8 protein-coding genes are annotated in these 17118 nt (G+C 77.5%); 6 read left to right on the top strand and 2 right to left on the bottom strand.

The features are described from left to right. Positions 1–21: 21 nt before the first annotated feature. Positions 22–828, top strand: coding sequence for a M15 family metallopeptidase (locus tag ACFYWL_RS04050; RefSeq protein ID WP_386967057.1), 807 nt, complete (start codon positions 22–24; stop codon positions 826–828). Here the strand turns inward: ACFYWL_RS04050 and ACFYWL_RS04045 are convergent. Further along, positions 820–1611: an alpha/beta hydrolase gene (locus tag ACFYWL_RS04045; RefSeq protein ID WP_386967055.1), complete on the bottom strand. Its 792-nt coding sequence runs from the start codon at positions 1609–1611 to the stop codon at positions 820–822. The two genes, ACFYWL_RS04050 and ACFYWL_RS04045, sit on opposite strands and share 9 nt — an antisense overlap. Positions 1612–1793: 182 nt before the next feature. On the opposite strand from ACFYWL_RS04045, the gene ACFYWL_RS04040 reads away from it, so the two are divergent. Then, positions 1794–2192 carry a hypothetical protein gene (locus tag ACFYWL_RS04040; protein WP_386967053.1) on the top strand — a complete coding sequence of 133 codons (399 nt, stop codon included), beginning with the start codon at positions 1794–1796 and terminating at the stop codon, positions 2190–2192. 104 nt (positions 2193–2296) lie between these two features. After that, positions 2297–3496: an RtcB family protein gene (locus ACFYWL_RS04035; protein ID WP_386967050.1), complete on the top strand. Its 1200-nt coding sequence runs from the start codon at positions 2297–2299 to the stop codon at positions 3494–3496. Between the two features lie 29 nt (positions 3497–3525). On the opposite strand, the gene smpB is transcribed toward ACFYWL_RS04035, so the two are convergent. Further along, positions 3526–4014, bottom strand: coding sequence for an SsrA-binding protein SmpB (gene smpB, locus ACFYWL_RS04030; RefSeq protein WP_074479328.1), 489 nt, complete (start codon positions 4012–4014; stop codon positions 3526–3528). 102 nt (positions 4015–4116) lie between these two features. Between smpB and ACFYWL_RS04025 the strand changes: the two genes are divergently transcribed. From ACFYWL_RS04025 to ACFYWL_RS04015, 3 genes are all read left to right on the top strand, one after another. Then, positions 4117–4662, top strand: a complete 546-nt coding sequence (locus ACFYWL_RS04025; RefSeq protein WP_386967047.1) for an RNA 2'-phosphotransferase — start codon at positions 4117–4119, stop codon at positions 4660–4662. Positions 4663–4756: 94 nt separating this feature from the next. Continuing rightward, on the top strand, positions 4757–6049 hold the full coding sequence (locus ACFYWL_RS04020) for an MFS transporter (protein WP_386967044.1): 1293 nt from the start codon (positions 4757–4759) through the stop codon (positions 6047–6049). Then, on the top strand, positions 6046–17070 hold the full coding sequence (locus tag ACFYWL_RS04015; RefSeq protein ID WP_386967041.1) for a MupA/Atu3671 family FMN-dependent luciferase-like monooxygenase: 11025 nt from the start codon (positions 6046–6048) through the stop codon (positions 17068–17070). Before ACFYWL_RS04020 ends, ACFYWL_RS04015 begins: the two co-directional genes overlap by 4 nt. The last annotated feature ends 48 nt before the right edge of the window (positions 17071–17118 follow it).

The raw sequence follows: 17118 nt of genomic DNA, 5'->3' as shown, positions 1-17118 counted from the left end.
GGACGGTCCACCCGTGCCACCGTGCCGGTCACGGCCGTCGTGGCCGTCGCCGCGCTGCTGCCCGGCTGCCCCGCGCCGCAGCGCCCGGCGCCGGCCCCGTCCGCCCCGGCCACCCCGACGGCCGCCGGGTCGCGCGCCCCGGCCGGGTTCGTCGACCTGTCCGACGTGGACCCGACCGTCGTGACCGACATCCGGTACGCGGGGGCCCACAACTTCGTCGGCCGGCCGATCGCCGGCTACCGGGAACCGCTGTGCCTGCTCACCGGGCCCGCCGCCGACGCGCTGCGCCGGGCGCAGCAGGCCGCCCGCGCCACCGGTCACCGCCTCAAGGTGTACGACTGCTACCGGCCCCAACGGGCCGTCGACGACTTCGTCGACTGGGCGGGGCGGCCCGGCGAACAGCGGATGAAGGCCGAGTTCTATCCCGACGTGGCCAAGTCGCGGCTGTTCGCCGACGGCTACCTCGGCGCGCCCACCGCGCACAGCCGGGGCAGCACCGTCGACTTGACGCTCGTGCCCGACCCGCCGCCCGAGCAGCCCCCGTACGCGCCCGGCGCGCCGCTGGTGGCGTGCACCGCCCCGGCCGGGGAACGCTACGCGGACAACGGCGTCGACATGGGCACCGGCTTCGACTGCTTCGACCCGCGCGCCCACACCGCCGACCGCCGGATCACCGGCGTCGCCCGGGACAACCGCGAGCTGCTCAGGCGGCTGATGGCCGACGCCGGCTTCACCAACTATCCGCGCGAGTGGTGGCACTACCGCCTCGCCGACGAGCCGTACCCCGACACGTACTTCGACTTCCCGGTGGCCCGCTCGTCACTGTGACCGGGTGGCGGGGGCGCGCAGCGGCAGCCAGGCCAGCACGTCGGAGATCTTCGCATCCCAGTACGCCCAGTCGTGGTCGCCGGGGGAGAAGTCCACGGTCAGCGGCACGCCCCGCCGCCGGGCCGTCTCGACGAACCGGGTGTTGTCGTCGAACAGGAAGTCCTCGGTGCCGCAGGCGACGTAGAGGGCCGGCAGGTCGTCGCCGGCGCGTTCCAGCAGCGCCACCGTGTCGTCGTCGCTGCCGGACACCGCCCGGTCGCCGAAGACGGTGTGCCACACCGCCGGGTCCATCGGGTGGGTGGGATGGTGCCGCCGGTGGGCGACGTTCAGCGCCCCCGACAGGCTCGCCGCCGCCGCGAACCGCCCCGGCTCGCGCAGCGCCCACTTCACCGCGCCGTAGCCGCCCATCGACAGGCCGGCGACGAAGGTGTCCTCCCGCCGGTCGGACAGCCGGAAGAACGACCGGCAGACCTCGGGCAGCTCCTCGCTGAGGAACGTCCAGTACCGGTTGCCGTGCTCCTCGTCGGTGTAGAAGCTCCGCCCCACCTGCGGCATCACCACGGCCAGGCCCAGCGGCGCGACGTACCGCTCGACGGAGGTGCGCCGGGTCCAGATCGTGTCGTCGTCGCTGAGGCCGTGCAGCAGGTACAGCACGGGCGGGTCGCCGGCCGGCGCGCCGCCGGACAGCCCGATGCCGACGCCGGCCGGGTCCGGCAGGAGCACCGTCATCGAGGTGCCCATGCCCAGCGCCTCGGAGTGGAAGTTGCACCGGATCAATGCCATGGGCGTGGATGCTACGCGCCGGAGGGCCGCGGCGGCGCGGGCGGAGCCCGCCGGCCGGGGCGGGACCTTGGTCCGGTTGGCACAGGAATTTCGTCCCGAGTCGCCCGCGAGGGTAGCTGCCGGGTTTACCAGGCTGTAACGTCCGCGCTGCTGGATCCGTCACAGAGAAGTGGGAGTCAGTGGTGACCGACGTGTCGACGGCGCTGGGTGTGCGCCTCTACCCCGACCTGGTCGAGCTGGGCGGGCTCGCGTCCGCGCTGGCCCTGGCCGCGACCCGGTGCCAGGCCGACGTGGGCCGCATCAGCGCCCCCGAGCAGGGGCGGGGCCGGTTCACCTGCGCCGAGCTGCGCTCCGATCGGGGCACCGTCTGCGTGGGCCTGGGCGCGCAGGCCCGCTACTTCATGGTCGACATCGCGGGCGCGGACGGCTGCCGGGCCGACGGCGACACCACCGACCTGGACCAGGTCGTGCGGATCGCCGACGCCTGGCGCGGCGGGGCGAGCCTCGGCGAGCTGCGGGCCCGCTTCCCGTTCCTCGACCACGTCTCCGAGCCGGTCGGCGAGGGCGTCGCCCGCGCCTGACCACCCGGCGGCGGGGCCGATTATCCGTTGCCGGTCGTCGCGCCCCCGGCCTACCTTTCCTCATCCGACGGGGAGTGACTTCCCGTCCGACGAGGAGAGACACGATGGCCTTCACCCCGCTGCACGGCACCCGGGCGCCCGTGCGGGTCTGGACCGACCCGTACGCGATCGAGCCGCAGGCCGCCCAGCAGCTGCGCAACATCGGCGCCCTGCCGTGGGTCGAGGGCGTCGCCGTCATGCCCGACGTCCACTTCGGCAAGGGCGCGACCGTCGGCTCGGTGATCGCGATGCGGCAGGCGGTCTCCCCGGCCGCCGTCGGCGTGGACATCGGCTGCGGCATGTCGGCCGTGCGCACCTCGCTGACCGCCGCCGACCTGCCCGACGACCTCGCCGGGCTGCGCTCGGCGATCGAGGCCGCGATCCCGGTCGGCTTCGCCAGGCACGACGACCCGGTCGACCCGCGCCGCGTGCGGGGGCTGGAGCAGCGCGGCTGGGCCGACTTCTGGGCGCGCTTCGCCACCCTCGACGAGCGGGTGGCCCCGCTGGAGGGCCGCGCCCGGCAGCAGCTGGGCACCCTCGGCGGCGGCAACCACTTCATCGAGGTCTGCCTGGAGTCCGGCGGGCCCGACGCCGGCCGGGTCTGGCTGATGCTGCACTCCGGCTCCCGCAACATCGGCAAGGAGCTGGCGGAGCGGCACATGGGCATCGCGCGGCGGCTGCCGCACAACGCGGGGCTGCCCGACCGGGACCTCGCGGTCTTCCTCGCCGGCACCCCGGAGATGGCGGCATACCGGCGGGACCTGTGGTGGGCGCAGGAGTACGCCCGGCGCAACCGCGCGGTGATGCTGGCCCTGCTCTGCGGCGTGGTCCGCGACGCGGTCGGCCACGTCGGCTTCGACGAGCCGATCAGCTGCCACCACAACTACGTCGCCGAGGAGACCTACGGCGGGGTGGACGTGCTGGTCACCCGCAAGGGCGCGATCCGGGCCGGCGTCGGTGACCTGGGCATCATCCCGGGGTCGATGGGCACCGGGTCGTACATCGTGCGCGGCCGGGGCAACGTCGACGCGTACTGCTCCGCCTCCCACGGGGCGGGGCGGCGGATGTCGCGCGGGCAGGCGAAGCGGACGTACAGCACCGCCGACCTGGCGGCGCAGACCGCCGGGGTGGAGTGCCGCAAGGACGCCGGGGTGGTCGACGAGATCCCGGCCGCGTACAAGGACATCACGCAGGTGATGGCGCAGCAGGAGGACCTGGTCGAGGTCGTCGCCCACCTCAGGCAGGTGGTCTGCGTCAAGGGCTGAGCGGGGTCGCCGCCGCAGGGCCGTCGTGCCTACCGGCGGCGGCCCTGGGCGCCCTTGAGGCGGCGGCCCAGCTCCCGGGCGATCTCCCGCTTGGCGTCGCGCTCGGCGAGGGCCTGCCGCTTGTCGTACGACCGCCGGCCCCGGGCCAGGCCCAGCTCCACCTTCGCCCAGCCGTTGGAGAAGTACAGCGACAGCGGCACGAGCGTCAGCCCGCCCTCGCGTACCCGGTCGAGGATCCGGTCGATCTCGATGCGGCGCAGCAGCAGCTTGCGGGTGCGCCGGGGCTGGTGGTTGGTCCAACTGCCGAAGCCGTACTCGGCGATGTGCAGGCCGTGCAGCATCAGCTCGCCGTCGTGCTCCTGGGCGAAGGCGTCGACCAGCGACACGTACCCGGCGCGCAGCGACTTCACCTCGGTGCCGGCGAGCACCAGCCCCGCCTCGTACGTCTTGAGGATGTCGTAGTCGTGGCGGGCCTTCTTGTTCGACGCGACGAGCGTGCGTCCGGTCTCCCTGGGCACGGTCGGCCTCCCGCTGGTGGTTGCGCCCCGAGGCGAGAGGCTAGCAGCCGCGCCGCCGGGAATCCGGTGGAGCCGCGCGGCGGCGACGACCACAATGCCGCCATGGACCACCGCACCATGGTCACGTTGAGCAAGCGGATGTCGAAGGCGCTGCGGCACGAGCCCTACCGCCTCGGCCTCACGCCCGACCGGGCCGGCTGGGTGCCGGTCGACGACCTGCTCGCCGCCCTGCGGGTGGGGCGGACCGACCTCGACGCGGTCGTGGCCGGCAACGACAAGCAGCGCTTCGCGGTCGAACGCGGCCCCGACGGGGTCGAGCGGATCCGCGCCAACCAGGGCCACTCGATCCCCGTCGAGCTGGGGCTGCCGGCGGTCGAGCCGCCCGCGCTGCTCTACCACGGCACCGCCGCCGCTGTCCTCGACTCGATCCGGGCCACCGGGCTGCACCGGGGCGGCCGGCACCACGTACACCTGTCGGCCGACGTCGAGACGGCCCGTCGGGTCGGCGCCCGGCGCGGCGGCCCGGTCGTGGTCCTCACCGTCGACGCGGCGGCGATGGCCCGCGCCGGGCACGCCTTCCACCGCAGCGCCAACGGCGTCTGGCTGACCGACGCCGTCCCCGCCCGCTACCTGAGCGCGGGCGGGTAGGGGCACCCCGCAAACCCCGGCCCGGCATTGAAACTCGTCCGTCCGCCCGGCAAGATCGTCTTAACCGGTGAGACGACAGTGACGGGGACACTCAGTGGCGAAGGCGGCCGACGCGGGGCGCGCGGCGCGTGACCTGCGGCTGGTGGTGGCCGCGCACGCGGTCTCCACCTACGGCAGCTACCTGAACCTGGTGGCGCTGGGCCTGTTCGTCCTGGAGCTCACCGGCTCCGCCGCGCAGACCGGCCTGTTCATGGCCGTCCGGCTGGCCGCCGGGTTCCTCATGGGGCCGGTCAGCGGCCTGCTCGCCGGACGCTACCGCCGCACCCGTCTCATGATCGGCGCGGACGTGCTCTCGGCGGTGACCCTGGCGCTGCTGGTGGCCGCCCCGGCCGGGGCCCGACCGGCGGCGCTCTACGCGCTCGCGGTCGTGCTCGGCTGTGGGCAGACCCTGTGGGGCGTCGCGCTGCGCAGCGAGCTGCCCGACCTGGCCGGGCCGGACCGGCGGGCCCGCGCGAACGCCCGGCTCGTCGCGGCCCGGTCGGTGGCGATGCTGCTCGGCTTCGCCTCGGCGGGCGTCCTGGTCGCGGGGCTCGGCTACGAGCTGGCGTTCCTGCTCGACGCCGGCACGTACGCCCTCTCCGCCGGGCTGCTGGCCCGGGTGCCGGCCCGCCGGCCGGTCGCCGCCGCGCCGGGTGCCGCCGCGCCCGCCGGGCCCCGGGCGTGGGCGGGCGTCGGGGTGCTGCGGGCGGTCGCGCCGGTCGTGGCGGCGATGATCGGCGTACGCGCCGCCGACGCGTTCGGCTCCGCGGCCCACAACGTCGGCATCCCGGTGCAGGCCAGCCTGGTCCGCCCCGACTCGCCGGCGGCGTACGCCGCCGTGTTCCTGACCTCGTGGGCGGTGGGCAGCCTCGCCGCCGGCCGGTGGTGCGCCCGGGTGGCCGCCCGCACCGGTCAGGTGGGCTCGCCGCGCGCCTTCGGCGTGGCCACCTGCCTCATGTCGCTGTTCTTCGTGCTCGCCTTCACCGATCCGCCCCTGTGGCTGCTGATCCCCCTGACCCTCGCGGCGGGCGCGGCCGACGGCTACGCCGAGATCAGCTACACGACCAGGCTCCAGGGCGTCGACGAGTCCCAGCGGGCCCGGCTGTTCGGGTTCGCCAGCGCGGCGCAGAACGCCGGCTTCGGCCTCGGCATGATCGGCTGCGCCGCCGCGCTCGACCGGGCGGCCCCGTTCACGGTCGTCGTCGCCGCCCACGGGGTGGCCTGCGCCGTGGCCCTCGCCTTCCTGCTCGCCCAGACGGTGCGGCCGTCCGGCCGGCGCGACCCGCCGACCGGCGCCGACCGGCACGACGACCCGTCGACCCACCGACCCGCCGAGGTGACGCCGTGACCGCCGTACCGCCCGTCCGCCGGCCCGCCGTCAGCCACGGCGGCGACCTGCCCGCCGACCCGGAGCACCCCCGGACGCTGGGCGCGGCGCTGCGGCGTGCGGCACGGGACTTCCCCGATGCCGGCATCCGCGTCGTGGCCGAGGACGGCACGGAGACCCTGCTCGACCACGCGACGCTGCTCGTCCGGGCCCGCGCCGTGCGGGCCGGCCTGCGGGCACGCGGGGTGGCCCCCGGCTCGTCGGCGATCCTGCGGGTCGACTCCGGCGTGGACTACTGGCCGGCGTTCTGGGGCTGCGTGCTCGGCGGCGTCGTGCCGTTGACCGTCGGCGCGCCGGCCGGCTACGACGCGGACAGCCCCGCCGTCGCCGCGCTGCTGCACGCCTGGCGGGCCCTCGACGCCCCGGTCGTGCTCGCCGGGCCGGCGGACGTGGCGGGGCTGGCCGGGCTGCCGCTGGCCGGCCGGGTGGTCGACGTCGCGGAGCTGGCGGCGTGCGACGCGCCGGGACCGGCGGGGGAACCGGCGACGGCCGACGCAGCGGTCGAACCGCCGGACGCCGAGCCCGCGCCCGACGCGGTGGCGATCCTGCAACTCTCGTCGGGCAGCACCGGCACCCCGAAGATCATCCCGCTGACCCACCGGGGCCTGTCCGAGTACGCCGTCGGCGCCCGCGTGCTGCTCGACGTGCGCCCCGGCGACGTGCTGCTCAACTGGCTGCCCCTGGACCACGTCGCCGGCCTGCTCCTCTACCACCTCGGCGGGGTGTTCCTCGGCGCGTCCTCCGTGCACGTCGCCACCGGGCGGGTCCTGGCGGACCCGACGCGCTGGCTCGACCTGATGGCCCGCCACGGGGTGACCCACGGTTGGTCGCCGAACTTCGGCCTGCGGCTGGTGGCCGACGTGGTGGCCCGCGCCCCGGGCGGCCGGCGCTGGGAGCTGGGCGGGGTCCGGCGCATGGTCAGCGGCGGCGAGCAGTGCCTGCCGGAGACCTTCCGTGCGTTCGTCGCCGCGACCGGGGTGCCGGCGGCGGCGATGACCCCGGCCTGGGGGATGTCGGAGACGTCGACGGGGATCACCTTCGCGTCGTTCACCGAGCCGGGCTGCCGGCAGGTGGTCCGCACCGCCAGCCTGGACGGCGACGTGGAATGGGTCGAGGACGCCGCCGGCGGCGACGTCACCGAGCTGCTCTCCGTCGGCCGGCCCGCGCCCGGGGCGACCCTGCGGATCGTCGACGCCGACGGCGCGGTGCAGCCCGAGGGCCGCGTCGGCCGGGTGCAGGTGCGTTCCGCCCGGGTCACCCCCGGCTACCTCGGCGACCCCGAGGCCAACCGCGCCGCGTTCCCCGACGGGGACTGGCTGGACACCGGGGACCTGGGCTACCTGCGCGACGGCGCGCTGACCATCACCGGCCGGGCCAAGGACCTGCTCGTCCTCAACGGGCAGAACATCCCCTGCCACGAGATCGAGCGGGTCGTCGGGGCCGTCGCGGGGGTGCGGGCCGGGCTCGTCGCCGCCGTCGGGGTGCCCGACGCCCGTGCCGGCACCGAGGCCCTGGTGGTCTTCGCCGTCACCGACACCGAGGGGGGCGACGCCGTCGCTCCCGCTGATCCGCACGCGGCGACCGGGCCCGGGGCGGGGCGGGTGACCGAAGCCGTCTCGGCGGCGGTGGCCCGGCGCTGGCAGGTCGCCCCGGCACGGGTGGTGGTCGTCGGCGAGGCCGACTTCCCGCGTACCACCGGGGGCAAGATCCAGCGCGCGGTGCTGCGCCGCCGGTTCCTCGCCGGCGGCTTCCCGCCGCCGGGCCAGCCGGACGACGCTGCCACCGACGGCCCCGGGGCGGCCCCGGCGGGGGAGGCGGCCCCGGCGGCCCCCGGCCGGGCGGCGGTACGCGCCGTCGTCCGCGCCGCGCTCGCCGACGTCCTCGGCCGACCGGTCGAGGCCGACCGGCCCTTCTACGAGCTGGGCGTCGGCTCGGTCGAGATCGTCGCGCTGCGGGCCAGGCTGGAGGAGACGCTGGGCCGCCCGGTGCCGCAGCCCGCGCTGTTCGCCCACCCGACCGTCGACGCCCTCGCCGCGCACCTCGCCGCCACCGGCCCGGCCCCCACGCCCGAGGCGGCGCGGCCATCGGCGGACCGGCGGGTCGCCGTCGTCGGGATGGCCGCCCGCTTCCCCGGCGCGGCGGACGTCGACGAGTACTGGGCGGCGCTGCTGGCCGGCGTGGAGAGCGTCCGCGCCTTCACCCCGGCGGAGCTGGCCGCCGCCGGGGTGCCCGAACACCTCGCGCGGGACCCGGGGTACGTCGCGGCCAGCGGCGTGCTGGACGACGTCGCCGGCTTCGACGCCGGCTTCTTCGGCGTCAGCCCCCGCGAGGCCGAACTGCTGGACCCGCAGCACCGGCTGTTCCTGGAGACCTGCCACCACGCCCTGGAGGACGCCGGCTGCCCCGGCGAGGCCGACGGCCGGCGCATCGGCGTCTTCGCCGGGGGCGGGATGAACCTCTACCCGCACCACACCTACCTGCGCCACCAGCTCCCGCAGGCCGTCGCCTCCGCCGACCCGGCGACCGCCATCGGCGCGGCGCTGGGCAACCAGCCCGACTTCCTGGCCACCCGGGTCGCGTACCGGCTGGGGCTGACCGGACCCGCCGTGACCGTGCAGACCGCCTGCTCCACCTCGCTGGTCGCGGTGCACCTGGCCGCCCGCGCCCTGCTCGCCGGTGACGCCGACGTCGCCGTCGCGGGCGCGGTGGCGGTGCACGTCCCGCAGGTCACCGGCTACCGGCACACCCCCGGGTCGATCCTGTCGGCGTCCGGCCGGTGCCGGCCCTTCGACGCCGACGCCGACGGCACGGTCGGCGGCAACGGGGTCGCCGCGGTGGTGCTCAAGCCGCTGGACCGGGCGCTGGCCGACGGCGACCGCATCCACGCGGTGCTGCTCGGCTCGGCCGTCAACAACGACGGGGCGGGCAAGGTCGGCTGGACCGCCCCCGGGGTGCCAGGGCAGGTCGACGTGGTCCGGCGGGCGTTGCGCGACGCCGGGGTGCCGGCCGCCTCCATCGGGTACGTCGAGGCGCACGGCACGGGCACCGCCCTCGGCGACCCGGTCGAGCACCACGCGCTGGCCGAGGCGTACGCGCCCGCGCGGGCGTTCCTCGGCTCGGTGAAGGCCAACATCGGTCACCTGGACAGTTGCGCCGGCATGGCCGGGCTGATCAAGGCCGTGCTCGCCGTCCGCTCCGGCCGGGTGCCGCCGCAGGTCAACTTCGCCCGGCCGAACCCCGCGCTGGGCCTGGCCGACGGGCCGTTCACCGTGACCACCGTCGCCGCCGACTGGCCGGCGACCGGGTCGCCCCGGCGCGCCGCCGTCAGCGCGCTCGGCGTCGGCGGCACCAACGCCCACGTCGTCGTCGAGCAGCCGCCGCCCCCGCTGCCGCGCCCCGCCGACCGGCCGGAGCGGGTCCCCGGGCTGCTCCCCATCTCCGCCGCCGACCCCGCCGCGCTGGCCGCGCTCGCCCTGCGCCACCGGGACCGGCTGCGCGCCGACCCCGACCTGGCCCTGGCCGACGTCGTGCACACCGCCGGCACCGGCCGCCGGCACCTGCGCCACCGGCTCGTCGCCCTCGGCGGCTGCACCGCCGCGCTCGCCGAGGCCCTGCACCGGCACGCCGCCGGCCTGCCCGCCGACGTGGTGACGGGCGAGGCCGGCGGGGACACCACCGGGCCGGTCGCCCTCGCCTTCCCCGGCCAGGGCGAGGTCCGCGACGCGCTGCTTCCGCTGGCCGCCCGCTTCCCGGTCGTCCGGGCGGTGCTCGACGAGGCCGCCGACGCGTACCGGGAGGCGGTCGGCGGCGACCTCGTCGCCCTGCTGCGCGCGGACCGCCCGACGACCGGCCGGCCCACCGACGTCGCCCAGCCGGCGCTGGTCGTCGTCGGGGTGGCGCTGGCCGAGCTGTGGCGCTCGTGGGGCCTGCCCGTGGACCACGTCCTGGGCCACAGCGTCGGCGAGTACGCGGCCCTGGTCGTCGCGGGCGCGCTGACCCTCGCCGACGCCGTGCGGCTCGCCGCCCACCGGGGCCGCCTGATGGCCGAGCACCTGCCGCCCGGCGCGATGCTGGCGGTGCTTGCCGACCGGTCGACCGTGGACGCGCTGGCCGCCGGGTCGCCGCTGGAGCTGGCGGCGGTCAACGGGCCGACGCAGCACGTCCTCGCCGGCCCGCCCGACGCCGTCGACGCCGCCGCCGACCGGGCCGCCCGGATCGGGGTGGCGACCCGGCTGCTCCCGGTCGACCGGGCGTTCCACTCGGCGGCGGTCACGCCGGTGCTGGGCCCGCTGCGCGAGCTGGCCGCCGCGACCGAGTTCCGGCCGACCCGGCTGCCGCTGGTCAGCGCCCTCGACGGCCGGGTCCGCCCGCCCGGCTGGCGGCCCGACGCCGTGTACCTGTGCCGCCACGCCCGCGAGCCGGTGCGCTGGCACGACGCGGTCCGCGCCCTGGCCGCCGAGGCGGTCGCGACGGTGGTCGAGGCGGGCGCGGGCGGCGTGCTCACCGCCCTCGCGGGCGCGGCCGGCGTCGCCGCCACCGTCGACGGGACGGCCGGGGCGGGGGCGCGCTGGGTGCCGTCCCAGCGGCGAGGGCTCGACCCGGCGGCCGGGCTGTGGCGGGCCGTGGCGGAGCTGCACGTCGCGGGCGTGCCGCTGGACTGGTCGGCGCTCGTGGACGGCCACGGCGGACGCCGGGTGACGCTGCCCGGCTACCCCTTCCAGCGCCGCCGCTTCTGGGCCACCCCGGAGGTTGCCCCCGCCCCGGCTCCCGCCGGCGTCGCCGCTGCCCCCGCCCCGGCTCCTGCCGGCGTGGCCGCTGCCCCCGTCGGCGATGCGGGCACGAACGCGGCGGCGTCGGCGGTGCCGGGGGCCCCGGCGGACGCGGTGCTGGAGCGGGTGCGCGCCCTGACGGCCGACCGGCTCGGCCTGGCCCCCGCCGAGGTCGAACCGGACGCGGGCTTCTTCGCCCTGGGCGCCGACTCGCTTCTGCTGATCACCATGTCCCGGGAGATCGAGCGCGACTTCGCCGTCCGGGTGCCGGTGCGGGACCTGTTCACCACCGTCGACACGCCACGCCGGCTGGCCGCGGCGATCACCGCCGCCGCGCCGCCGACCGGTTCGGACGCCCCGGGGCCGGCAACGTCCCCACCCGCCGCCGAGGGCGGACCGTCCGGCGACGAGGCCCGGCCGGCGTCGGGCGAGCTGGTCGGCGTCGTCCGGCAGCAGCTCGACCTGATGCGGCAGCAGCTCGCCCTGCTCGGCGTCGCCGCCGGCCTGCCGGCGAACCCGCCCACCGCCGGCCTGCCGGCGAACCCGCCCACCGCCGCGCCGCCACCGGCTCCGGCACCCGCGCCGCCGCCACCCGCGCCCGCGCCCCTGCCCCCCGCGCCGCCGCCCCCCGCGCCACCCGCGACCGCGCCGGCCGCCGCGCGCCCGCGCCCCGCCGCCGGCGCGGCGACGACGGTGCCGGAGACCGTCGACTTCAGCCTCTACTTCTTCGGCGACTACCCCGACCAGGACCGCGACGACAAGTACGCCGTCGTCCTCGACGCAGCGGAGTTCGCCGACGCGCACGGCTTCCACGCCGTCTGGCTGCCCGAGCGGCACTTCCACTCCTTCGGCGGCCTCTTTCCCAACCCGTCCGTCCTCGCCGCCGCCCTCGCGACCCGCACCCGCCGGGTACGGCTCAACGCCGGCTCGGTCGTGCTGCCGCTGCACCACCCCGTCCGGGTCGCCGAGGAGTGGTCCATGGTGGACAACCTCTCCGGCGGCCGGGTCGGGCTGGGCTGCGCGCCCGGCTGGCACGCCAACGACTTCGTCTTCCACCCCGAGCACTTCGGCCGGCACAAGCAGGTGATGTACGAGCACCTGGAGACCGTCCGGCGGCTGTGGCGCGGGGACGCGGTGCCGGCCCGCTCGGGCAGCGGCGAGGCGCTCGACGTGCGCCTGTTCCCCCGCCCGGTGCAGCCCGAGCCGCCGGTGTTCACCGCGATCGTCGGCAACCCCGACAGCTACCGGGAAGCCGCCCGCCGCGACGTCGGCGTGGTGACGAACCTGATGACGCAGGACGTGGCGAGCCTCGCCGAGAACGTGGCGCTCTACCGGCGCACCCGCGCCGAGCACGGCCTCGACCCGGCCGGCGGTCGCGTGGTGGTGCTGCTGCACACCTACCTCGGCGCGGACGCCGAGCGGGCCCGCGCCGAGGCGTTCGAGCCGTTCTGCGCGTACCTGCGCTCCTCGTTGCGCCTGCTGGGGGAGGTGGTCAACAGCCTCGGCATGAACATCGACCTGGCCGGCGTCCCCGACGAGGACGTGCGGTTCGTGTTGTCCCGGGCGTACGAGCGGTACTGCGCGCAGCGGGCCCTCATCGGCTCACCCGAGAGCTGCCGGTCCGTGGTGCAGGCGGTGCTCGACGCGGGGGCCGACGAGATCGCCTGCTTCGTCGACTTCGGACTGCCCGCCGACGCCGTCCGGGCCGGCCTGCCGGTGCTCGACGCGCTGCGCCAAGCCACCCCGCGCCGGCCCGCCGGGCCGACCGACGCCGCTCCGGCGCGGGAGCCCGACGACGTGCCGGCAGGGCCGCCCGGTGTCGACCCGCCGCACCGGAGCGGCGAGCGGATCGCGCCGCTGTCGTCGGCGCAGCGCCGGCTGTGGCTGATGGAGCGGCTGCACCCGGGCACGCCCGCCTACAACGAGGCGGCGGCCGTGCGGCTCGTCGGCCCCCTCGATCCCGCCGCGCTGCGGGGCGCGCTGCGCGACGTGGTCGACCGGCACGCCCCGCTGCGCACCCACTACGCCGAGGTCGCCGGGGAGCCCCGGCAGGTCGTCCGCGACCGGGTGCCGGTCGAGCTGCCGGTGCGCGAGCACACCGGCGGGGACGAGGACGAGGCGGTCCGCGCCGCGCTGGCCGCCGAGAGCCGCCGGGTGTTCGACCTGGCCAACGGGCCGGTGTTCGCCTTCACCCTGCTGCGCTTCTCCGCCACCCGGCACGTGCTGGTGCTGGCCTTCCACCACCTGGCCACCGACGGCGGCTCGTACGCCGTGCTGACCGACGAGGTCTCGGCCCGCTACCGGGCCCGGGTGGCCGGCGTGGCGGCGGGGCTGCCCCCGCTGCCGGTGACCTACCCGGAGCTGGCGGCGGCCGGCGAGGGCGAGCCCGACGACAAGGACCTGGCCTACTGGCGGGCCCAGCTCGACCCGGCCCCGCCCACCCTCGTCCTGCCCTCCGACCTGACCCGCCCGGCGCTGCCGTCGGCGGCCGGCGAGAGCGTCTTCCGCGAGCTGCCCGCCGAGCTGGCGCAGCGGGTGCGGCGGTTCAGCCGCGCCGAGGGGGTCACATCGTTCACCACCCTGCTGAGCGCGTTCGGGGTGCTGCTGTCCCGGTTCACCGGCCAGGACGACCTGGTGATCGGCACCGGCACGAGCGGCCGGGACGAGCGGACCGCCGGCCTGGTCGGGTTCTTCGTCCGGACCCTCCCGCTGCGGCTGGACCTCACCGGCGACCCGAGCTTCCGCGAGCTGTTGGCCCGGGTGCGGGTCACCGCCGCCGACGGGTACGAGCACGACCGCGTCCCGTTCGACGCGCTGGTCGAGGCGGTGGCCCCGCACCGGGAGGCCGGCCGCCACCCCCTGTTCGACGTGGTGGTCGAGTACGAGAGCGGCCCGGCTGCATTCGCCTTCGACCTGCCGGGCGTCACCGCCGAGCCGCTGCCGCTGGGCCTGGCCAAGGCCCCCGTCGACCTGATGGTCTACCTGTCGCACGGCGAGACGCTGCGCTGCCACGTGGAGTACCGCACCGACGTGCTGGACCGGGCGACCGTGGACCGGCTGCTCGACCACCTGCACCGGCTGCTCGACGTGCTGACCCGCGCGCCGGGCGAGCCCCTGTCCCGGCTGGCCGCCCGGCTCGACGACCCCGCCGCCCGGCCGGTCGGCCCGCGCCCCGCCCCCGCCGCAGACCGGCTGCACGACCTGTTCCTCCGGCAGGCCGACCGGACCCCCGACGCGGTGGCCGTGGTCGACGGGCAGCGGCGGTGGACGTACCGGGAACTGCGGGACCGGGCGCGGGCGCTGGCCCGCCGGGTCGCGGCGCACGGCGTCGGCCCGGACGCCCTGGTGGCGGTGCTGCTGCCGCGCCGGGCGGAGCTGGTCGCGGCGCAGCTCGGCGCGTTGCTGGCCGGCGCGGCCTTCCTGCCGCTGGACCCGGACCTGCCGGCGGCCCGGCTGCGCGACCTGTTCGCCGACAGCGGGGCCCGCCTGCTGCTGACCGCCGCCGACGTCGCCGACCCGTTCCCGGGGGCCGGCGTCGACGCCGTCGACCCCGCGGCGGGGACCGCCGGGGCCGCACCGCCGGCGCGGGTGCTGGTCGACCGCCCCGGCGACCCCGCCCTGTCCGATCCGGTCGACGCCGCCGGCCCCGGCCACCTCGCCTGGTGCGTCTACACCTCCGGCTCCACCGGGCGGCCCCGGCTGGTGGGCGTGCCGCACCGCGCCGCCGTGGACGTCGTCGACTGGCACGCCCGCGCCCTGGCCCTCACCGGCACGGACACCGTGGCGCACGCGCTCGGCCTCGGGTTCGACGCGAACCTCGCCGAGATCCATCCGACGCTGGCCGCCGGGGCGACCCTGCACCTCGTGCCGTCGCGGGTGCGCGCGGACCCGGCGCGGCTGGTCGACCAATGGCGGCGGGCCGGGGTGACCGTCGCCTTCCTGCCGGCGCCCCTGGCCGAACTGGTGTTCGCGGTGCCGCCGGCACCGACCGTCCGGGCCCTGGTGGTCGGGGGCAGCCAGCTACGCCGCCGGCCGCCCGCCGGCTATCCGGCCGAGGTGCTCAACGCCTACGGCCCGACCGAGGCCGCGATCGTCACCACCGCCGGTCCGGTCCCGCCCGGCGGGGCCGGCCCGATCGACATCGGCCGCCCCGTGGACCACCGCCGCCTCTACGTGCTGGGCCGCGACGGCGCGCCGGTGCCGGCCGGCGCGGTCGGCGAGCTGCACGTCGGCGGCGCCGGCCTCGCCCGCGGCTACCTGGGGCGGCCCGGCGCGACGGCGGCGGCGTTCCTGCCGGACCCGTTCGCCACCGACCCGGGGGCCCGGATGTACCGCACCGGCGACCTGGTCCGGCTGCGCGGCGACGGCACGATCGAGTTCCGCGGCCGGGTCGACGACCAGGTGAAGATCGCCGGGCACCGGGTGGAGCCGGGCGAGGCAGCCGCCGCGCTGGCGCTGCTGCCGGGGGTACGGCAGGCCGCCGTCGTCGCCCGGCACGACCGGGCCGAGCCCTACCTCGTCGGGTACGTCGTCCCGGACGCCGACGTCGCCCTCGACGCCGACACCGCTGACGGCACCGGGCCGCCGGCCGCCCACGCCGCCCGGCTGGCCGCCGAGCTGGGGGAGCGGCTGCCGGAGCACCTGGTGCCCCGCGCCTGGGTGGTGCTGGACGCGCTGCCCGTCGGCGACACCGGAAAGGTCGACGTGTCCCGGCTGCCCGCGCCCGCCGCGCCGCCCGCGGGCCAGGAGCCGCAGCCGGGCGTGGAACGGCTCGTCCACGACGCGTGGTGCGCGGAGCTGGGCGTGTCCCGGGTGCCGCTGGACGTCTCGTACTTCGCCGCCGGTGGCGACTCCCTGGGCGCGGTGCGGCTGGCCAACCGGCTGCGCGAGGCGCTCGGCGTCGACGTCGGCGTGGACCGGGTGCTGCGCAGCCCGGGCGTGCGGGCGATGGCCGCGGCGGTCGACCCGGCCGGCCGGGCGCCGGCGACGTACCAGCAGGAGCTGATGTGGCACCGCCAGCGCCAGGCCCCGAACCCGGCGGCCGTGCACATGGCGGTACGCGTCGACCTCACCGGCCCGCTCGACGTCCCCGCCCTCACGGCGGCGGTCGACGCCCTGGTGGCCCGGCACGAGGCGCTGCGCACCCGCATCGTGGCCGGCGACGGCGGGGCGGCGCAGGAGGTGCTGCCCCACCGCCCGGTGGTGGTGCCCGTGGTCGACCTGGCGGCCACCGACGCCGACGCGGTGCGGGCGTGGTGCGTGGCGGCCGGCCGGGAGCCCTTCCCGGCCGACGGGCCGTGGCTGCGGGCCCGGCTCGCCCGGCTGACCGACGACCGGTGGGTGCTGTCGATGGTCGTGCACCACCTGTGCGGGGACGGCTGGTCGATGCTCCAGCTCCTCGACGAGCTGGGGCGGGCGTACGCGGGCGCGCCGCCCGAGCGCGTCCCGGCCCTGCGCTACGTCGAGCACGCGCGCCGGCAGCGCCGGGCCGGGGTGCCGCCGGAGGTGCTGCGGCACTGGCGGGACGTCCTCGCCGACCTGCCGCGGGCCGTCCCGCTGCCCACCGACCGGCCCCGTCCGGCCGTGCCCTCGGGCGTCGGCGCGGAGTACGCCTTCACGCTGCCGGCCGCGCTGACCGACCGGCTGAACCGGCTCGCCGCCGACGCGGGCCTGACGCTGTTCCCGCTGCTCGCCGCCGCCTACGCGCGGCTTGTCGGCGAGCTGACCGGCGCCCGTGACGTCCTGCTCGCCTGCCCCTACGCGCACCGCGACCGCCGGGAGCTGGAGGCGGTGGTCGGCCTGTTCACCGGCACCCTGCCGGTGCGGGTGGTGCTGCGCGACGGCGAGCCCCTGACCGAACTGGCGGCCCGGTTCGACGCGGCGTTCCTGGACGCGGTGCGACACCAGCCGGCCCCGTTGCCGGCCCTCTACGCCACCGTGGACGCCGGCTGGCGGATGGGTGACCCGCCGCCGTTCGCCGGGGCGCTGTTCACCTGGAACCCGGGGATGCCGCCGCTGCGCCTGCCGGGGCTGACGGCGGAGGTCACCGATCAGGGGTTGGACTGCGCCCGGCGGGACTGGTCGATCATGCTCACCCCCACCGGGGGTGGCCTGCTCGGCGTCGTCGAGTACGCAACGGAGCTGTACGACGAGCCGACCGTCGCCGGCCGGTGCCGCCGGTACGTCGACATCCTCGCCCGGGCGGCCGGGTAGACCCCGACCGGCCACCGTGGACGGTTCTTGTCATACCCCCGTCGCAGT

The organism is Micromonospora sp. NPDC002575 (assembly GCF_042889525.1).
Lineage (GTDB): Bacteria > Actinomycetota > Actinomycetes > Mycobacteriales > Micromonosporaceae > Micromonospora > Micromonospora carbonacea.
The sequence above is the reverse complement of the archived record's forward strand: the minus strand, read 5'-3'. Positions and strand labels throughout refer to the sequence as shown.

What these genes read in the sequence shown, in the direction of transcription:
- ACFYWL_RS04035 (WP_386967050.1), top strand. Translation starts at nt 2,297, where the DNA reads ATGGCCTTCACCCCGCTGCACGGCACCCGGGCGCCCGTGCGGGTCTGG.
- ACFYWL_RS04045 (WP_386967055.1), bottom strand. Translation starts at nt 1,611, where the DNA reads ATGGCATTGATCCGGTGCAACTTCCACTCCGAGGCGCTGGGCATGGGC.
- ACFYWL_RS04025 (WP_386967047.1), top strand. Translation starts at nt 4,117, where the DNA reads ATGGACCACCGCACCATGGTCACGTTGAGCAAGCGGATGTCGAAGGCG.